This is a genomic window from Pseudomonas sp. PDM14, assembly GCF_014851905.1.
Lineage (GTDB): Bacteria > Pseudomonadota > Gammaproteobacteria > Pseudomonadales > Pseudomonadaceae > Aquipseudomonas.
Genome location: NZ_JACVAQ010000001.1, coordinates 678,722 through 695,218 on the forward strand (window position 1 = coordinate 678,722; position 16,497 = coordinate 695,218).

Below are 16,497 nucleotides of genomic sequence, written 5' to 3' on the forward strand. Positions count from 1 at the left end.
GCCGCGCTCTACCGCAGGTCTGCAGATGCTGTTTCGTTTCTTCGAGAACCTGGTCGACCCGGCCAAACCCGCCCCTGACGCCGCGCCACCGGAAGGCCTGACGCGCTTCTACGTGCACTACCTGCGCCAGGTCTGGCCGGTATTGCTGACCGTGCTGGCGCTGGGGCTGATCACCGCGCTGATCGACGTCGCCCTGTTCAGCTTCATCGGTCGCCTCGTCGACCTTGCCGGCGCCACGCCGAACACCGAATTCTTCAGCCTGCACCGCGACGAACTGTTGTGGATGCTGCTGGTGGTGCTGATCCTGCGGCCCATTGCCGTGGGCATCCACCACATGCTCACCGGGCAGACCATCGGCCCGGGCTTGAGCAACCTGATCCGCTGGCAGAACCACCGCTACGTGCTCAAGCAGAGCCTCAACTTCTTCCACAGTGACTTCGCCGGGCGCATCGCCAGCCGCATCATGCAGACCGGCCCGGCGCTCAGCGGCTCGGCCATGCAGGTGGTCGACGCGCTGTGGCACGTGGTGGTCTACACCGTCAGCGCGGTGTACCTGTTCGCCGAGGCGGACTGGCGCCTGACCGTGCCGCTGCTGCTGTGGATCACCGGCTACATCGCCGCCCTCAGCTACTTCGTGCCAAGGGTCAAGCAACGCTCGGCCGCGGCCTCGGCGGCGCGCTCGAAACTCAGCGGGCGGATCGTCGACGGTTACAGCAACGTCGCCATCCTCAAGCTGTTCGCCCACTCCAGCCACGAAGAAAGCTACGCCCGCGAAGCGATGCTCGAAGTGGTCGAGAAGGCCCGCGCCCAGGGTCGCCTGATCACCGTGATGGACTTCACCGTGACCAGCCTCTCCGGCCTGCTGATCGTCGGCACCTGCGGCCTGGCGCTGTGGCTGTGGAGCACCGGCCTGCTCAGCGTCGGCGGCATTGCCCTGGCCACCGGCCTGGTGATCCGCATCAACAGCATGGCCGGTTGGATCATGTGGGTGGTCAACGGCATCTTCGAGAACGTCGGCACCGTGCAGGACGGCATGCGCACCATCGTCCAGCCGCGCCACGTGCTCGACCGTGACGGCGCCAAGCCGCTGCAGATCAGCCGGGGCGGCGTGGATTTCAACGACGTGCACTTCCACTACGCCAGCGGCAAGGACGTCATCGCCGGCTTCGACCTGCAGATCAGACCGGGCGAGAAGATCGGCTTGGTCGGCCCGTCCGGCGCGGGCAAGTCGACGCTGGTCAACCTGCTGCTGCGCCTCTATGACCTGCAGGGCGGGCAGATTCGCGTCGACGGCCAGGACATCGCCGAAATCGCCCAGGAAAGCCTGCGCGAGCAGATCGGCGTGGTCACCCAGGACACCGCCCTGCTGCACCGTTCGATCCGCGACAACCTGCTGTATGGCAAGCCCGACGCCAGCGCCGACGACGTGCAACGGGCGATCCGCCAGGCCCGCGCCGACGAATTCGTCGAGGCGCTGGTCGACAGCAGCGGCAATCGCGGCCTCGACGCCCTGGTCGGCGAGCGTGGGGTGAAACTCTCCGGCGGCCAGCGCCAGCGCATCGCCATCGCCCGCGTCCTGCTCAAGGACGCACCGATCCTGATTCTCGACGAGGCCACCTCGGCGCTGGACTCGGAAGTCGAAGCGGCGATCCAGGAAAGCCTCGATGTGCTGATGCAGGGCAAGACGGTGATCGCCATCGCCCACCGCCTGTCGACCATCGCGCGCATGGACCGTCTGGTGGTGATCGACCAGGGCCGCATCGTCGAGAGCGGCACCCACGCCGAACTGATCGCCCACGGCGGCCTGTATGCGCGCCTCTGGGCGCACCAGACCGGCGGTTTCGTCGGGGTCGACTAGGGTCCCGCTGCGCGTCGTCTGAACGACGACGCGCAGGTCTCAATGATCGGACCAGACCGCCAGTTCGTTGCCATTGGGGTCGGCGAACTGGAAGCGGCGGCCGCCGGGAAACTTGAAGATCTCACGGAGGATCTGCCCGCCGTGGGTGCGCACCCGCTCGGCGGCGGCTTCCAGATCATCGGCGTAGAGCACCACCAGCACCGCACCATTGGCCGTCGAGGCGCTCAGTTCGCTGCGGTAGAAACCGCCATCCAGGCGCCCGTCGTTGAATGCGCAGTAGTCGGCGCCGTACTCGACAAACTGCCAGTCGAACGCGTCGCGGTAGAAGGTCATGGCTGCCTGCAGGTCGCGCGCAGGCAATTCGAGGTAGTCGATCTTGCGGTCTTCGGGCATGACGCGTTCCTTCATTCGTCCGTGGTGCGTTGCAGGGTAACCAGGGCGTTGAGCAGCCAGACCAGCTCCTCGCCGCGCATGCCATAGGTATCGGGCAGCGCCGCCTGGTAACCGGACAACGCGCTGGAATAGCCCACCGCTCTTCCTTTGGGAACGTGCCCGGCACGGAAGTTCCAGCCGATCATGCGGTTGGGCCCGACGCGGATCAGGGCAAAGCCTTCGACGTGCGCCCAGCGCACCTGATGGGCACGGAACAGACTGCAGAAGGTGAAGCCGTCGCGCTCCAGGCGCAGGTACGCGGCACGCGGGTGCAGCTGCACGGCGAATACCGCCGCGCCGAGGCCGAAGACGATCGCGCAGAAATACCCCACCGCACGGCCGTCGCCAATCATCATCACGCCCACTGCGACGAACGCCAGACACACCAGCAGAAACAGCACGGTTTTCCAGCGGCTGGGCCGCAGGGTGCGCGGCAGGTCGAGCTGATCGAAGGTCAGGGCTGCGGTCATCGCCGAGGGCTCCAGGCAGAGAGGCCGGCATTGTCCCGCAAAAGCCCGTGGCGTGCAGTGCGGTGCACACTCACCGGGCATAAAAAAGGGCAGCCCGAAGGCTGCCCGAAAAACACGCGGAGAATTGGTCGATCAGTGCGCTACGGCGCCGCTGGAACCCAGACCGGTCTGCGAGCGGACGAACTGCGAGTCGAAGAGTGCACGCTCTTCTGTTGCAGCAGCCGAGCTGTCAGTGATCGAGAAGAACCAGATACCGATGAAGGCCACCAGGATCGAGAACAGTGCCGGGTACTCGTAGGGGTAGATTGCTTCGGCGTGGCCGAGGATCTGTACCCAGATGGTTGGGCCGAGCACCATCAGTGCCACTGCGGTGATCAGACCCAGCCAGCCGCCGATCATGGCGCCACGGGTGGTCAGCTTCTTCCAGTACATGGAAAGGATCAGCACCGGGAAGTTGCAGCTTGCCGCGATGGAGAAGGCCAGGCCGACCATGAACGCGATGTTCTGCTTCTCGAAGGCGATACCGAGCACGATGGCTAGGATACCGAGGGCTACGGTGGTGATCTTCGATACGCGCAGTTCATCCTTCTCGTTGACGCGGCCCTTGCGGAACACGCTGGCGTACAGGTCGTGGGACACCGCCGAGGCACCGGCCAGGGTCAGGCCCGATACCACCGCGAGGATGGTGGCGAAGGCCACGGCCGAGATGAAGCCGAGGAACCAGCTGCCGCCTACCGCATCGGCCAGGTGCACCGCTGCCATGTTGTTGCCGCCCAGCAGTGCGCCGGAAGCGTCCTTGAAGGCCGGGTTGGTGCTGACCAGCAGGATCGCGCCGAAGCCGATGATGAAGGTCAGGATGTAGAAGTAACCGATGAAGCCAGTGGCGTAGAACACCGACTTACGCGCTTCCTTGGCATCGCTAACAGTGAAGAAGCGCATGAGGATATGCGGCAGGCCAGCGGTACCGAACATCAGCGCCAGGCCGAGGGAAATCGCCGAGATCGGGTCCTTCACCAGGCCGCCGGGGCTCATGATCGCCTCGCCTTTCGGGTGTACGGCGATGGCTTCGGTGAACAGGCGCGCGAAGTTGAAATCGACGTGCTTCATCACCATCAGCGCCATGAACGAGGCACCGGACAGCAGCAGGACCGCCTTGATGATCTGTACCCAGGTGGTCGCCAGCATGCCGCCGAACAGCACGTAGAGCACCATCAGGATACCGACCAGGACCACAGCGACGTGGTAGTTGAGGCCGAACAGCAGTTCGATCAGCTTGCCCGCGCCAACCATCTGCGCGATCAGGTAGAACGCCACCACCACCAGCGAACCGCAGGCGGACAGGGTGCGAATCTGGGTCTGACCGAGACGGTACGAGGCCACGTCGGCGAAGGTGTATTTACCCAGGTTGCGCAGGCGTTCGGCGATCAGGAACAGAATGATCGGCCAGCCGACGAGGAAGCCGATCGAGTAGATCAGGCCGTCGTAGCCAGAGGTGAACACCAGGGCGGAAATACCCAGGAAGGAGGCTGCCGACATGTAGTCACCGGCAATCGCCAGACCGTTCTGGAAACCGGTGATGCTGCCGCCAGCGGTGTAGAAGTCGGACGTCGAGGTGTTGCGCTTCGACGCCCAGTAGGTGATGTACAGCGTGGCGCCGACGAAGGCGAGGAACATGACGATGGCCGCGGTGTTCAGCGGCTGGCGCTGCACGTCCCCGGTCAGGGCGTCCGCCCAGGTCAGCGAAGAGGCTGCCATCAGGCCGATGGCGGTGAGAATACGCGCAATCATTTCTGCACCTCGTCGAGAATGGCCTTGTTCAGGGCGTCGAATTCGCCGTTGGCGCGCTTGACGTAGATCCCGGTGAGGATGAAGGCGGAAAAGATCAGACCGAGGCCCATGGGGATACCCCAGGTGATCGGCGAGTCGGGGCTGATGCGCGTGCCGAGCACTTGCGGCTCGAAGGCGATGAGCAGGATGAAAGCCACGTACAGGCCGAGCATGATGGCTGATAGGATCCAGGCGAAGCGTTCGCGCTTGGCGACCAACTCCTGGAATTGCGGATTTTTTTCGATCCGCCGGTAGATGCTGTCGTTCATTGTTGTTGTCCTCCGCAGCATGGGGGTTGCTGGTGAGTTCACTCTAGTTTGCCCAACGACGGCCGACAGACGACCTTAGTCGTAGCACCCGGCCATTCACGACCAAAGTCTTAGCCCGCGCGGCCGCCAGGGTAGCGGGTAGGCTCTGCCCGGTACCCCCGCGCGCGCCTTGCGGCGACACGTTCTATCGAGGCCGAGCGAAAAAATAAGCAAAAACTATAAGCACCATCGGCAATGGCCATTTCACCGCGCCGACGGGCACGCCTAGGCTCCACTCCAACGAATAACAATTCTCATTGGAGGCCGATCATGCCCAAGACCGTCACCTTTACCGCCATGCACTTCTGCATCGCCTTCAGCGTCGCCTACGCCCTCACCGGCAGCCTCACCGTCGGCGGCCTGGTGGCCGTGGTGGAACCGCTGTGCAACTCGGTTGGTTTCTACGTTCACGAGAAGGTCTGGAAGCGTTTCGAGCAGCCGCGCGAAGGCGCCGAGGCAATTCCCGCACACGCCTGGTTGCATCATCACGCCTGAGAACCTGTACAAAGCATTGCAAGCCAGCGCGGACGCTGTCCGCACGGTGTCGCGATCCGCTAAGATGCCGAGCTTTGCCGCCACGCACGCCTAGCACCCATGACCCAGAGCTCGCGTTTTCCCGCCCTGCCCTACCTGTTCGCCCTGCTGCTCGCTTGCGCCGCCCTCGTCGCCCTTTGGTACGGCATCGGCCGGCCGGTGGTGCTGCCGGATGCCGCAACGCCCACACACAAGCTCCAGTGCGCTTCGTACACGCCGTTCGGCAAGGACCAGTCGCCCTTCGACCAGCCCCTGCAGATCAGCGCCACGCAGATCGACACCGATTTCACCCAACTGGCCAAGCGCTTCGAGTGCGTGCGCACCTATTCCATGACCGGCCTCGAAGCGCTGCCGGACCTGGCGCGCAAGCACGGCCTCAAGGTGATGATCGGTGCCTGGGTCAACGGCAACCCGGTCGATACGCAGATCGAGATCGACGCGCTGATCAAGACCGCCAATGCCTACCCCGATGTGGTCACCGCGGTGATCGTCGGCAACGAGGTGCTGCTGCGCAAGGAGCTCACCGGCAAGCGCCTGGCCGAGCTGATCAACGAGGTCAACGCCAAGGTCGCCCAGCCGGTGACCTACGCCGATGTCTGGGAGTTCTGGCTCAAGCATCCGGAAGTCGCCCCGGCGGTGGACTTCGTCACCATCCACCTGCTGCCCTACTGGGAAGATGACCCGAGCGGCATCGAGCAGGCGCTGGGCAAGGTCGCCGAGGTGCGCCAGACCTTCGGCAACGCGTTCGCGCCCAAGGACATCATGATCGGCGAGACCGGCTGGCCCAGCGAAGGTCGTCAGCGTGAAACCGCCGTGCCAAGCCGCGTCAACGAAGCACTGTTCATCCGTGGTTTCGTGCGCATGGCCGAGGAAAACGGCTGGCACTACAACCTGATCGAAGCCTTCGACCAGCCGTGGAAGCGCGTCAGCGAAGGCGCGGTCGGCGGCTACTGGGGGCTGTTCGATGCTGATCGCCAGGACAAGGGCATCCTCGCCGGGCCGGTGTCCAACCTGCCGCAATGGCCGCTGTGGCTTGGCCTGAGTGGCGTACTGCTGTTCGCCGCGTTGGTCATCGGCGGGCGCCCCGCATCGACCCGCGCCGCCCTGCTGCTGCCACTCACCGCCGCCCTCGGCGGCGCCTGCATCGCCGGTTGGCTGGAACTGGCCAGCGTCTCCAGCCGTTTCCTCGGCGAATGGCTGTGGACCGCCGCGTTGCTGCTGCTCAACCTGATCGTCCTGGCGCATGCCAGCCTGGCCCTGTCCAGCCGCGCCGGCTGGCGCGCGCGGGCCTTCGCCTGGCTCGACGCCCGTGGCGGCTGGTGGCTGGCGGCCAGCGGCTTCGCCGGCGCGGTACTGATGCTCGGCCTGGTGTTCGACGCTCGCTACCGCGGCTTCCCGAGCATGGCCCTGCTGTTGCCGGCGCTGGTCTACCTGCTGCGCCCGGTTGCCGGCCCGCGCCGCGAAATCGGCCTGCTCGCCGTGATCATCGGTGCTGGCATCGCGCCGCAGCTGTACCAGGAAGGCCTGTTCAACGGCCAGGCCATTGGCTGGGCCGTGACCAGCGCGCTGCTGGTACTGGCGCTGTGGCGCAGCGTGCGCCTGCGCCGCGGCTGAGCCAGCCGCCGAAACGAAAAAGGGACGCCGCGGCGTCCCTTTTTCATGCCCTGTCGATCAGGTCGCAGGCGTGGCTCGCACCAGGCGCAGCGCGGCGATGACCACGGCGAACACCGCCAGGCTGGCGCTGTACAGCACCAGGGCCGGCAGGCCGAAGAGCACTGCCAGCACCGCCAGGCCACGACCGATACGCCCCGGTGCGACGAAGGCGATGACCGCCAGGGCCAGGGCCGTATAGGCAATCACCCGGAAGTGGATCAGCAGGCCGAGGGAGGCACGCATCTGGCACTCCCAGCGCGCGGCTTCATCGACGCAGAGACCAACCCACTGGGTGTCTTCCATCAGGGCGAAACGCACGCCATAGCTGGCCGCCAGCCACAACGGCAGGATCAGCAGCAACGCAAGCAGCGGAAAATGGCGCGACATACAGGGCACTCCGAGGGTCAAAAACGGCGATCAGCTTAATCCGCCAGCACTTTTATGCAAGTCGAGGCCGCCAGAATCCACGTCATGCCCTTGCGCCGCCGCGTTTTCATCCTCACCGTCCTGGCCCTGCTCTGGCTCGGCTGGGTCTGCCTGCGCCCAGCCGAGCCCGTTGCGCCGGTCCATGAACAGGCGTTGCCCGCTGGTGCCTTTCGCCTCGGCGCGCACACCATCACGCCGCTGCAGCCGTTCCATGTCGAAGCACGGGTACTCGGCCGCGAGGATTACCGCCTCGACCGCGGCGCCGAAGTCTCGCCCACCGACTTGGCCCTGGGCTGGGGGCCGATGGCCGACCCGCAGGTACTGCAGCGCTTCAGCATCAGCCAGAGCAACCGCTGGTATCACTGGCAGGTGGACGACGAACCGATCTCCCGCGAAGCCATCGAAACCCATAGCGCCAACATGCACTTCATCCCGGGCAACGACGCGGCGGCCAGGGCCCTGGCGGCGGTGCGTGCCGGGCAGAACATCCGCCTGCGCGGCCAGCTGGTGCGGGTACAGGGCGACGACGGCTTCGACTGGCTGAGCTCGCTGAGCCGTGAGGACACCGGCGAAGGTGCCTGCGAGCTGATCTGGCTGGAACAGCTGGAGCGTGTCGACTGAATCAGCCGGCACTTCTTTACACTTGCACTTGTCATAGCCGCGGTATTCACTCCAGCTACTCATCGCAAAGGGATTTGACCCATGCCCCGCTTGCTCGCTCTTGCCGTGCTGCTTGCCGGCCTGTTCCCGGTGCCGCCGCTTCTGGCGGCCGACATCGATGTCGCCACCTATGGCTACCCGCTGACCAACCCATTCGAAGCCACCATTTCCACCACCCCGCCCGAGCTCCGTGCGCAGGTGCCGCTCGACGAGGACATCGACCAGGCCGACTATTCGCTGAAGCTGCGCCCCGAGCGCGAGTTCGAACTGCCGGAAAACTTCTGGCCGGTAACCAAGCTGCGCTACCGCATGGCGCAGCAGAAAGGCCCGGCGCCGCTGATCTTCATCATCGCCGGTACCGGCGCCAACTACGCCAGCAGCAAGACCGAGGAACTCAAGCGGGTGTTCTACGGCGCCGGCTACCACGTCGTGCAGCTGTCCTCGCCAACCAGCTACGACTTCATGAGCGCCGCCTCGCGCGCCGCCACCCCGGGCATCTCCAGCGAGGATGCCGAAGACCTCTACCGGGTCATGCAGGCGGTGCGCGCGCAGCACCCGAAACTGCCGGTCACCGACTTCTACCTCACCGGCTACAGCCTCGGCGGCCTGCAGGCGGCATTCGTCAGCCAGCTCGACGAGACCAAGCGCAGCTTCAACTTCAAGCGCGTGCTGCTGCTCAACCCGCCGGTCAACCTGTACACCTCGGTGAGCAATCTCGACCGCCTGGTGCAGACCGAGGTCAAGGGCATCAACGGCAACACCACCTACTTCGAGCTGGTGCTGAGCAAGCTGACCCGCTACTTCCAGCAGAAGGGCTACATCGACCTCAATGACGCGCTGCTCTACGACTTCCAGCAATCGCGCCAGCAGCTGAGCAACGAGCAGATCGCCATGCTCATCGGCAGCAGCTTCCGCTTCTCGTCCGCCGACATCGCCTTCACCTCGGACCTGATCAACCGCCGCGGCCTGATCACCCCACCGCAGCTCTCGATCAGCGAGAGCACACGCCTGGAGCCGTTCTTCAAGCGCGCCCTGCAGTGCGACTTCGACTGCTACATGGCCGAGCAACTGATCCCTCACTGGCGCAAACGTTTCAACGGCGGCAGCCTGGCCCAGCTGGTCGACGCGGTGAGCCTCTACGCGCTGGAGGCGTACCTCAAGGAAAGCGACAAGATCGCCGTGATGCACAACGCCGACGACCTGATCCTCGGCCCTGGCGACATTGGTTTCCTGCGCCGTACCTTCGGCGAACGCCTGACCCTGTACCCGCACGGCGGGCATTGCGGCAACCTCAACTACCGCGTCAACAGCGACGCCATGCTGGAGTTCTTCCGTGGCTAAGACGACCTATCTGCCGTTCGCCCTGGCGCTGTTGAGCGCCGTTGCCCACGCCGAGCCGGCTGCCGACGCGGATGGCTACACCAACCCGCTGGATCAGCTGAAGTTCAACCCGAGCCTGGACCAGCGCGAATTCGAGCGCGCCAGCCTCGACGCCCTCAACGTCTACGACCCGTGGGAACCGTGGAACCGCCGCGTCTACCACTTCAACTACCGCGCGGACGAATGGGTGCTGATGCCGGTGGTCAATGGCTACCGCTACGTCACCCCGCGTTTCGTGCGCACCGGCGTGAGCAACTTCTTCAGCAACCTGGGCGATGTACCCAACCTGCTCAACAGCCTGCTGCAGTTCAAGGGCAAGCGCTCGCTGCAGACCACCGGCCGCCTGCTGGTCAACACCACCGTCGGCATCGTCGGCCTGTGGGACCCGGCGACGCGCATCGGCCTGCCCAAGCAGGGTGAGGACTTCGGCCAGACCCTGGGCTTCTACGGCGTGCCGGACGGCCCGTACGTGATGCTGCCGCTGCTCGGCCCCTCCAACCTGCGCGACACCGGCGGGCGCGTGGTCGACTTCGTCGCGGAGAACCAGCTCAACTACCTGAACATGGCGGAGCTGAGCAGCGACCACCCGGAGATCATGCTGCTGCGCGCAATCAACGCCCGCGACACCACCAACTTCCGCTACGGCCAGCTGAACACGCCGTTCGAGTACGAGAAGGTGCGCTACGTCTACCGCGAGGCGCGCAAGCTGCAGATCGCCGAGTGACACCCTGTACACCGCGCGGGCAACTGCCTGCGCGGTTCCCTCCTGGGTAGGCTAGTCCCGCACCACCACCCCATACCTATCGACACGCTCGATAGATATCCCGCGAAATTCGCAACCATCAATCCAATCGACAGGCATAGGATGGACACATTCCCGAACCGGAGGTGTTCCATGACCCAGTTTCGCCAGATCGTTTCCCAGCACATCGGCCACGCCACGTCCGACGGCGCCGGCGTCAGCCTGACCCGCGTGTTCGGTGGCGCCGGTGTCGAGCGCTTCGACCCGTTCCTGATGCTCGATGAGTTCGGCTCGGAAAACCCCGACGAGTACATCGCCGGCTTCCCGCCGCACCCGCACCGTGGCTTCGAAACCATTACCTACATGCTCGAAGGGCGCATGCGCCACGAGGATCACCTGGGCAACGTCGGCCTGCTGGAGAGCGGCGGCGTGCAATGGATGACCGCTGCACGCGGGATCATCCACAGCGAGATGCCGGAGCAGGAAGAAGGCCTGATGCGTGGCTTCCAGCTGTGGCTCAACCTGCCCAGCCAGGCCAAGCTCGGTGAGGCTGGCTACCGCGACTACGCCCCGCAGGAAATCCCCCGGTTGCGCACCGCGGCGGGCGTATCGGTGAAGGTGATCGCCGGGCGCTACGACGACGGCGACGTGCAGCGGGACGGTGCCGTGCAACGGCCGCAGACCGCACCGCAGCTGTTCGACTTCGAACTGCCGGCTGGCAGCCGCGTCGCCCCGCGCCTGGCGGACGGCCAGCGCGTGCTGCTCTACGTCTATGAGGGCGAGGTGCACGTCAACGGCCAGCCGATCGGCAAGCGCCGCCTGGTGCGCCTGTCGCAACAGGGCGCCATCGAGCTGGTCAGCGCACAGGGCGCTCGCGTGCTGTTGATCGCCGGTACGCCGCTGGAGGAGAACATCGTCCAGTACGGCCCCTTCGTGATGAACACCCGCGAGGAGATCGAGGAGGCCCTGCGCGATTTCCGCGACGGTCGCCTCACCGCCTGAACCAGACAGGGCGCAATCGCAGGGCTGGCGTACCGCGCCGGCCCTGCGCGGTTTCGCCGTACGGATGAGAAATTTTCTCGGCACGCACAATCAAGAATGATTACTATTGGCGCCCTTTTATTCGCTCACGAACAAGGACGCCCATCATGTTGATCAAGCACTTCGTGGCCATCGGCCTGCTGTCTTTCACCAACATCGCCCATGCCCACTTCGCCTGGCTGGAGCGTGGCCAGGACGGCAGCACCCAGGCTTACTTCGGCGAATGGGCCGACGACGTGCGCGAAACCCAGCAGGGCCCGCTGAAGATCCTCGCCAGCGCCAGCGTGACCCAGGCCGGCAAGACCCTGCCCGCCACCACCCAGGACAATCACTTCGCCTACGCCAGCCAGGGCGATGCCGACGTGCGCCTGCAGCAGACCTTCGTGCGCAACGACACGCGCATCCTCTTCTCAGCCAAGGCCGGGCGCAGCGAAACCCAGGGCGTTGCCGAGCTGGAACTGGTGCCCAGCGCTGCCGGCAGCGACCGTTTCACCCTGCACTTCGCCGGCAAGCCGTTGGCGGAAACCGAAGTCGTGGTATTCGGCCCGCCGAAGTGGAGCAAGACCCTGCACACCGACGCCAACGGCCAGATCCAGGTGCCGCTGCCGTGGGCCGGCCAGTACGTGATCGAGGTGTCGCACGCTGTCGATGGCGCCGGCAAGGTCGGCGAGCAGGCTTACGCGAAGACCCGCTATGTCAGCACCACCACCTTCACCGTGAGCAAATGAAGACAGCGACACTCTCGCGCCGCTACCGCCTGGCAGTGGCCTCGCGCGCCCTCGCCGCTGTTTTCGGCGGCTATGGCTTGGCGGCGGCGTTCTGCGTATGCCTGGCACTGACCCTGCCGCTGGACAAGTCGGAAGCGGCCATCGCTGGCGGCGTGCTCGGTTTCATCGTCTATTGCGCGGCGGTGATCTGGGTATTCGCCGCACGCTCGGCCCTGCGCGCCTGGGCCGGCGTGCTGCTGCCCGCCCTGGCGCTGGCAGCGGTAGCCTGGCTGGCCAAATCGGGAGGCGCGGCATGAAGGAAGGTTTCCGCCAGTCCCAGGCCTGGCTGCACACCTGGAGCGGGCTGGTGCTCGGCTGGCTGCTGTTCGCCATCTTCCTCACTGGCACCGCCAGTTACTTCCAGGATGAGATCAACCACTGGATGCACCCCGAGCGCCATCAGCTCGAACGCGGCCCGCTGGACCTGGACAAGGCTGTCGCCGAACTGCAGCGCCAGGCGCCGAATGTCGCGCAGTGGACCTTTGCCCTGCCCAACGAACGCACCCCGGTGCTCGAGGCGTTCTGGCCCGGCGGTGAGCGGCGTTTCTCCAGCGCCGCGCTCGACCCGGCCAGCGGTGCAGTCCTGCCCAAGCTGGACACCCAGGGCGGCAACTTCTTCTACCGCTTTCATTTCCAGCTCTGGCACATCGACGTGCTCACCGCCCGCTATCTGGTCGGCGTCGCCACCATGTTCATGTTCGTGGCGCTGATCAGCGGCATCATCACCCACAAGAAGATCTTCAAGGATTTCTTCACCCTGCGCCCACGCAAGGGCCAGCGTTCCTGGCTCGACGGGCACAACGTGTCGGCGGTGATGGCCCTGCCCTTCTACCTGATGATCACCTTCACCGGGCTGGTGATCTTCGTTTACCTGTACATGCCCTGGGGCATCCAGGCGCAGTACGGCGACGACAGCCAGGCCTTCTTCAACGAACTGTTCCCACGTGCCGCGCCCCTGGAGCGCAGCGGCGTGGCCGCCCCCGTGCCCAGCCTCACGCCGTTTCTCGACAAGGCGCGCGAGCAGTGGAATGGCATCCCGGCGGAGAACCTGACGCTGTTCAATCCGGGAGACGCCAACGCGCGCATCGAGCTGACGCCAGATCGCCGCCACAGCATCTCCGGCACCGGCCCGCGCCTGCTGTTCGATATCAACGGCAACCTGCTGCAGCGCCAGGGCGAGTTGAAGCCGATCGCCCAGGCCAGTCGCATGCTGGTCGGCCTGCACCTGGGCCACTACGCCGAACCGCTGCTGCGCTGGCTGTATTTCCTCAGCGGCCTGGCCGGCAGTTTCATGATCGCCAGCGGCCTGGTGCTGTGGGTGGTCAAGCGTACGGCGCAGGCCAAGGGCGAGATCGATTTCGGCCTGCGTCTGGTGCAGATCCTCAACGTCGGCGCGGTCGCCGGGCTGCCGATCGCCATGGCCAGTTTCCTCTGGGCCAATCGCCTGCTGCCGGTCGACCTGGCGCAGCGCGGCGAGTGGGAAATTCATGCCTTCTTCGCGACCTGGGGCCTGGCCCTGCTGCATCCTCTCGTGCGCTCGCACAAGCGCGCCTGGGTCGAACAACTGGGGCTGGCAGCGCTGTTGTTCGCCGCCCTGCCGCTGCTGGACCTGTTCACCGTCCACGCGCAGTGGCCGCGCAGCCTCGCCTACAGCGAGTGGCTGGTAACCGGTGTCGAGCTGACAAGCCTGGCTCTGGGCGCAACATTGGCCTGGCTGAGCTGGAAGGTCGCGCGCCATCAGCCGCAACAGAAAGCCGCTCGTGTGGCCAAGCCGGCCAAGGCCGCACCGGTCGCCAAGGGCAGCGCGTCGGCGCCGGAATGCCTCGCGGAAACGGAGAGCGCCGCATGATGCCGCTGGCACTGAGCCTGACCTATGCCGGGCTGTGCTGCCTGTGCCTGGCGATGAACAAACACTACGCGGAAATCATCGGTGGCACGCCGCCGAACGGCTTGCCCGTCACCCTGCGCATCAGTGGTTGGAGCCTGCTTGGGCTGAGCCTGGCGCTGTGCATCCAGGGGCGCGGCGCGGCATTCGGCAGCGTGATCTGGTGCGGCCTGCTCAGCGCCGCGGCACTGGCCCTGGTGTTGCTGCTGCCCTACCGGCCGCGACTGACCCTGCACCTGGCCAGCGCCGCGCCGCTGACCTGCCTGCTCTGGCTCGGCGTGGCCTGACTCAGGCCGGCGTGGTCAGGGCGAGGAAACGGCACAGGCCTTCTTTCTGCGCCATCGCATCCTGGTAACCCAACTCGATCAGCTCGTTGCAGTAGCCCGGCTCGAACAGCAGGTAGCTGAGCACCCCGGCGCCGCTGGCCCGGGTCGCACCCGGCCCGCGCAGGAAGAAGCGCATCGAGCGCGGCATCTCGTGGCGATGCCGCGCGGCGATCTGGTCCAGCGGCTGGCTCGGCGAAATCACCAGCACCTCCACCGGCTTCAGGCCCAACCCTTTCGCATGCAACTCCGCAGGAATCAGCCGACTCATGTGGTTGAGGCGCTGTAACTGCTCGATGTCACCTTCCAAGCTGTCGATGAAGGTGCTGTTGAGCATGTGCCCGCTGATCTGCGCCAGGGTCGGCGGCTTGCCGCTGTTCGGCCGCGGCACTGCGCGGCTGGCCTCGGCGCCCTGCGGGTTGCCGCTGACGCCGACGACCAGTACCCGGTTCGCGCCCAGGTGCAGCGCCGGGCTGATCGGCGCCGACTGGCGCACTGCACCGTCGCCGAAATACTCGCGGTTGATCTTCACCGGCGGGAAGATCAGCGGGATCGAGGCACTGGCCAGCAGATGATCGAGGCTCAAACGCGTGGGTACGCCGACGCGGCGATGGCGGAACCAGGGGTCGATGGTCGCGCGGCCTTGGTAGAAGGTCACCGCCTGGCCCGATTCGTAGCCAAACGCCGATACCGCCACCGCGCGCAGCTGGCGCATGCGCACCGCCGCGGCGATACCGGAGAAGTCCAGCTGACGGCCGAGCAGCTCGCGCAGCGGCGTGCTGTCGAGCAGCGCCACCGGCAGGTCACCACCGAGGCCGAGCATGCTGTGGCCGAAGAAACGCCCGGCCTGGCGCAATACGCCCGGCCAGTCGCTGCGGTAGATCTCGCCACAGTGGAAACTCTTCCAGACCTCGCTCAGGCGCCGCGCCGCCTCGCTGAAATGCAGCGCGCCACAAGCCAGGCCGACGGCGTTGATCGCCCCGGCCGAGGTGCCGACGATGACCGGAAAGGGGTTGTCGCTGGAATCGCCGAGCAGGTCGGCGATCGCCCCCAGCACACCCACCTGATACGCCGCCCGTGCGCCCCCTCCGGAAAGGATCAACCCGGTGACGGGCTTGGCAGGATCGACGGCGTGATTCATGGGCAGGTCTCGTTGAAGTGATGGAACCTAGCGCGCGCGCTTCTTGTACAGCTTCGGCTCGCCCGGCGGACGCGTCTTGAAGCGCCGGTGCGCCCACAGGTACTGCTCCGGATGCTGGCTCACCGCCTGCTCGATCCAGCGGTTGATGCGCAGGCAGTCAGCCTCTTCGCTGTCGCCGGGGAAGTTTTCCAGCGCCGGGTACAGGGTCAAACGATAGCCCGAACCATCGGCCAGACGCTCCTGAGTGAACGGCACCACCCGCGCCTTGCCCAGGCGAGCGAACTTGGTGGTGGCCGTCACGGTAGCCGCGCTGACGCCGAACAACGGCACGAAGATGCTCTGCTTGGGGCCGTAGTCCTGATCCGGGGCGTACCAGATGGCACGGCCAGCACGCAGCACCTTGAGCATGGCGCGGATGTCATCGCGCTCGATGGCCGTGGCGTCGCGGTTATGCCGCTCGCGGCCGCTGCGCTGGATGAAGTCGAACAGCGGGTTCTTGTGCTCGCGATACATGCCGTCGATGGTCTGCCGCTGCCCAAGCAGCGCGGCGCCGATCTCCAGCGTGGTGAAGTGCAGCGCCATGAGGATCACGCCCTGGCCCTGCGCCTGCACCGCCTGCAGGTGCTCCAGTCCCACGATATGGGCAAGCTTGGCCAGGCGCACACGCGGCCACCACCAGGCCATCGCCGTTTCGAACAGGGCGATGCCGTTGGAGGCGAAGTTTTCTTTCAGCAGGCGGGTACGGGCGGCGTCATCGAGCTGCGGGAAACACAGCTGCAGGTTGCGCGCGGCAATGCGCCGGCGCCCACCCGCCAGGCGATACATCACCGCCCCGACGCCGCGCCCCAGCACCAGCAGCACTCGGTACGGCAACTGCGCGATCAGCCACAGCAGCGCCAGGCCCAGCCACAGGGGCCAGAAGCGCGGATGCAGGAAATACACACGAAAACGCGGACGATCCATGAACGATCCCGGGCAAACGACAAGGCCGGGCATTCTACAGGACTCCCCGCGGCTTGCGGCCGTGCGGGCTAATCGTTATAAGTCGTC

The 16,497-nt window shown here is 65.8% G+C and carries 18 protein-coding genes; 11 read left to right on the forward strand and 7 right to left on the reverse strand.

Going from position 1 to position 16,497, the window contains the following annotated elements; all coding sequences use genetic code 11:
• Positions 1 to 25 precede the first annotated feature (25 nt).
• Positions 26 to 1,858 (forward strand): ABC transporter ATP-binding protein, encoded by a 1,833-nt coding sequence (locus tag IB229_RS03135; RefSeq protein WP_225578903.1) that lies wholly within the window; start codon positions 26 to 28, stop codon positions 1,856 to 1,858.
• Positions 1,859 to 1,897: 39 nt separating this feature from the next.
• Here the strand turns inward: IB229_RS03135 and IB229_RS03140 are convergent, their stop codons facing one another.
• From IB229_RS03140 to IB229_RS03155, 4 genes are all read right to left on the reverse strand, one after another.
• Positions 1,898 to 2,251: a VOC family protein gene (locus tag IB229_RS03140; protein ID WP_192324865.1), complete on the reverse strand. Its 354-nt coding sequence runs from the start codon at positions 2,249 to 2,251 to the stop codon at positions 1,898 to 1,900.
• An 11-nt stretch (positions 2,252 to 2,262) separates the two neighbouring features.
• Positions 2,263 to 2,760: an STM3941 family protein gene (locus IB229_RS03145; RefSeq protein ID WP_192324867.1), complete on the reverse strand. Its 498-nt coding sequence runs from the start codon at positions 2,758 to 2,760 to the stop codon at positions 2,263 to 2,265.
• A 132-nt stretch (positions 2,761 to 2,892) separates the two neighbouring features.
• Positions 2,893 to 4,548: a cation acetate symporter gene (locus tag IB229_RS03150; protein ID WP_192324869.1), complete on the reverse strand. Its 1,656-nt coding sequence runs from the start codon at positions 4,546 to 4,548 to the stop codon at positions 2,893 to 2,895.
• Complete coding sequence (locus IB229_RS03155; RefSeq protein ID WP_192324871.1) at positions 4,545 to 4,856, reverse strand: DUF485 domain-containing protein; 312 nt, start codon at positions 4,854 to 4,856, stop codon at positions 4,545 to 4,547. The genes IB229_RS03150 and IB229_RS03155 overlap by 4 nt, the downstream gene beginning before the upstream one ends.
• 309 nt (positions 4,857 to 5,165) lie before the next feature.
• Between IB229_RS03155 and IB229_RS03160 the strand changes: the two genes are divergently transcribed.
• Complete coding sequence (locus tag IB229_RS03160; protein ID WP_192324873.1) at positions 5,166 to 5,390, forward strand: DUF2061 domain-containing protein; 225 nt, start codon at positions 5,166 to 5,168, stop codon at positions 5,388 to 5,390.
• A 99-nt stretch (positions 5,391 to 5,489) separates the two neighbouring features.
• Complete coding sequence (locus tag IB229_RS03165) at positions 5,490 to 7,043, forward strand: beta (1-6) glucans synthase (RefSeq protein ID WP_192324875.1); 1,554 nt, start codon at positions 5,490 to 5,492, stop codon at positions 7,041 to 7,043.
• A gap of 57 nt (positions 7,044 to 7,100) precedes the next feature.
• On the opposite strand, the gene IB229_RS03170 is transcribed toward IB229_RS03165, so the two are convergent.
• Positions 7,101 to 7,469, reverse strand: a complete 369-nt coding sequence (locus IB229_RS03170) for a hypothetical protein (RefSeq protein ID WP_192324877.1) — start codon at positions 7,467 to 7,469, stop codon at positions 7,101 to 7,103.
• Between the two features lie 84 nt (positions 7,470 to 7,553).
• On the opposite strand from IB229_RS03170, the gene IB229_RS03175 reads away from it, so the two are divergent.
• The 8 genes from IB229_RS03175 to IB229_RS03210 all read left to right on the forward strand — a co-directional run bounded on the left by IB229_RS03175 (position 7,554) and on the right by IB229_RS03210 (position 14,270).
• Positions 7,554 to 8,129 carry a hypothetical protein gene (locus IB229_RS03175; RefSeq protein WP_192324879.1) on the forward strand — a complete coding sequence of 192 codons (576 nt, stop codon included), beginning with the start codon at positions 7,554 to 7,556 and terminating at the stop codon, positions 8,127 to 8,129.
• An 81-nt stretch (positions 8,130 to 8,210) separates the two neighbouring features.
• Positions 8,211 to 9,509, forward strand: coding sequence for a serine/threonine protein kinase (locus tag IB229_RS03180; protein WP_192324882.1), 1,299 nt, complete (start codon positions 8,211 to 8,213; stop codon positions 9,507 to 9,509).
• A 10-nt stretch (positions 9,510 to 9,519) separates the two neighbouring features.
• Positions 9,520 to 10,272: a VacJ family lipoprotein gene (locus IB229_RS03185; protein ID WP_225579006.1), complete on the forward strand. Its 753-nt coding sequence runs from the start codon at positions 9,520 to 9,522 to the stop codon at positions 10,270 to 10,272.
• 171 nt (positions 10,273 to 10,443) lie between these two features.
• A complete protein-coding gene (locus IB229_RS03190; RefSeq protein WP_192324886.1) occupies positions 10,444 to 11,292 on the forward strand; it encodes a pirin family protein in 849 nt (282 codons plus the stop codon).
• A gap of 146 nt (positions 11,293 to 11,438) precedes the next feature.
• On the forward strand, positions 11,439 to 12,059 hold the full coding sequence (locus IB229_RS03195; protein WP_192324888.1) for a DUF4198 domain-containing protein: 621 nt from the start codon (positions 11,439 to 11,441) through the stop codon (positions 12,057 to 12,059).
• Positions 12,056 to 12,355 (forward strand): DUF3649 domain-containing protein, encoded by a 300-nt coding sequence (locus IB229_RS03200; protein WP_192324890.1) that lies wholly within the window; start codon positions 12,056 to 12,058, stop codon positions 12,353 to 12,355. Before IB229_RS03195 ends, IB229_RS03200 begins: the two co-directional genes overlap by 4 nt.
• Positions 12,352 to 13,947 (forward strand): PepSY-associated TM helix domain-containing protein, encoded by a 1,596-nt coding sequence (locus IB229_RS03205; RefSeq protein WP_192324892.1) that lies wholly within the window; start codon positions 12,352 to 12,354, stop codon positions 13,945 to 13,947. Before IB229_RS03200 ends, IB229_RS03205 begins: the two co-directional genes overlap by 4 nt.
• Positions 13,944 to 14,270: a DUF3325 domain-containing protein gene (locus IB229_RS03210; protein ID WP_225578904.1), complete on the forward strand. Its 327-nt coding sequence runs from the start codon at positions 13,944 to 13,946 to the stop codon at positions 14,268 to 14,270. Before IB229_RS03205 ends, IB229_RS03210 begins: the two co-directional genes overlap by 4 nt.
• Before the next feature lies 1 nt (position 14,271).
• Here the strand turns inward: IB229_RS03210 and IB229_RS03215 are convergent, their stop codons facing one another.
• Together IB229_RS03215 and IB229_RS03220 are read right to left on the reverse strand one after the other, a co-directional pair.
• Positions 14,272 to 15,447: a patatin-like phospholipase family protein gene (locus IB229_RS03215; RefSeq protein ID WP_192324894.1), complete on the reverse strand. Its 1,176-nt coding sequence runs from the start codon at positions 15,445 to 15,447 to the stop codon at positions 14,272 to 14,274.
• A gap of 27 nt (positions 15,448 to 15,474) precedes the next feature.
• Positions 15,475 to 16,410 (reverse strand): lipid A biosynthesis lauroyl acyltransferase, encoded by a 936-nt coding sequence (locus IB229_RS03220; protein ID WP_192324896.1) that lies wholly within the window; start codon positions 16,408 to 16,410, stop codon positions 15,475 to 15,477.
• Positions 16,411 to 16,497: the final 87 nt, after the last annotated feature.

What these genes read in the sequence shown, in the direction of transcription:
- IB229_RS03220 (WP_192324896.1), bottom strand. Translation starts at nt 16,410, where the DNA reads ATGGATCGTCCGCGTTTTCGTGTGTATTTCCTGCATCCGCGCTTCTGG.
- IB229_RS03200 (WP_192324890.1), top strand. Translation starts at nt 12,056, where the DNA reads ATGAAGACAGCGACACTCTCGCGCCGCTACCGCCTGGCAGTGGCCTCG.
- IB229_RS03145 (WP_192324867.1), bottom strand. Translation starts at nt 2,760, where the DNA reads ATGACCGCAGCCCTGACCTTCGATCAGCTCGACCTGCCGCGCACCCTG.
- IB229_RS03180 (WP_192324882.1), top strand. Translation starts at nt 8,211, where the DNA reads ATGCCCCGCTTGCTCGCTCTTGCCGTGCTGCTTGCCGGCCTGTTCCCG.
- IB229_RS03170 (WP_192324877.1), bottom strand. Translation starts at nt 7,469, where the DNA reads ATGTCGCGCCATTTTCCGCTGCTTGCGTTGCTGCTGATCCTGCCGTTG.
- IB229_RS03195 (WP_192324888.1), top strand. Translation starts at nt 11,439, where the DNA reads ATGTTGATCAAGCACTTCGTGGCCATCGGCCTGCTGTCTTTCACCAAC.
- IB229_RS03155 (WP_192324871.1), bottom strand. Translation starts at nt 4,856, where the DNA reads ATGAACGACAGCATCTACCGGCGGATCGAAAAAAATCCGCAATTCCAG.
- IB229_RS03160 (WP_192324873.1), top strand. Translation starts at nt 5,166, where the DNA reads ATGCCCAAGACCGTCACCTTTACCGCCATGCACTTCTGCATCGCCTTC.
- IB229_RS03215 (WP_192324894.1), bottom strand. Translation starts at nt 15,447, where the DNA reads ATGAATCACGCCGTCGATCCTGCCAAGCCCGTCACCGGGTTGATCCTT.
- IB229_RS03165 (WP_192324875.1), top strand. Translation starts at nt 5,490, where the DNA reads ATGACCCAGAGCTCGCGTTTTCCCGCCCTGCCCTACCTGTTCGCCCTG.
- IB229_RS03140 (WP_192324865.1), bottom strand. Translation starts at nt 2,251, where the DNA reads ATGCCCGAAGACCGCAAGATCGACTACCTCGAATTGCCTGCGCGCGAC.
- IB229_RS03135 (WP_225578903.1), top strand. Translation starts at nt 26, where the DNA reads ATGCTGTTTCGTTTCTTCGAGAACCTGGTCGACCCGGCCAAACCCGCC.
- IB229_RS03205 (WP_192324892.1), top strand. Translation starts at nt 12,352, where the DNA reads ATGAAGGAAGGTTTCCGCCAGTCCCAGGCCTGGCTGCACACCTGGAGC.
- IB229_RS03175 (WP_192324879.1), top strand. Translation starts at nt 7,554, where the DNA reads ATGCCCTTGCGCCGCCGCGTTTTCATCCTCACCGTCCTGGCCCTGCTC.
- IB229_RS03190 (WP_192324886.1), top strand. Translation starts at nt 10,444, where the DNA reads ATGACCCAGTTTCGCCAGATCGTTTCCCAGCACATCGGCCACGCCACG.
- IB229_RS03150 (WP_192324869.1), bottom strand. Translation starts at nt 4,548, where the DNA reads ATGATTGCGCGTATTCTCACCGCCATCGGCCTGATGGCAGCCTCTTCG.
- IB229_RS03210 (WP_225578904.1), top strand. Translation starts at nt 13,944, where the DNA reads ATGATGCCGCTGGCACTGAGCCTGACCTATGCCGGGCTGTGCTGCCTG.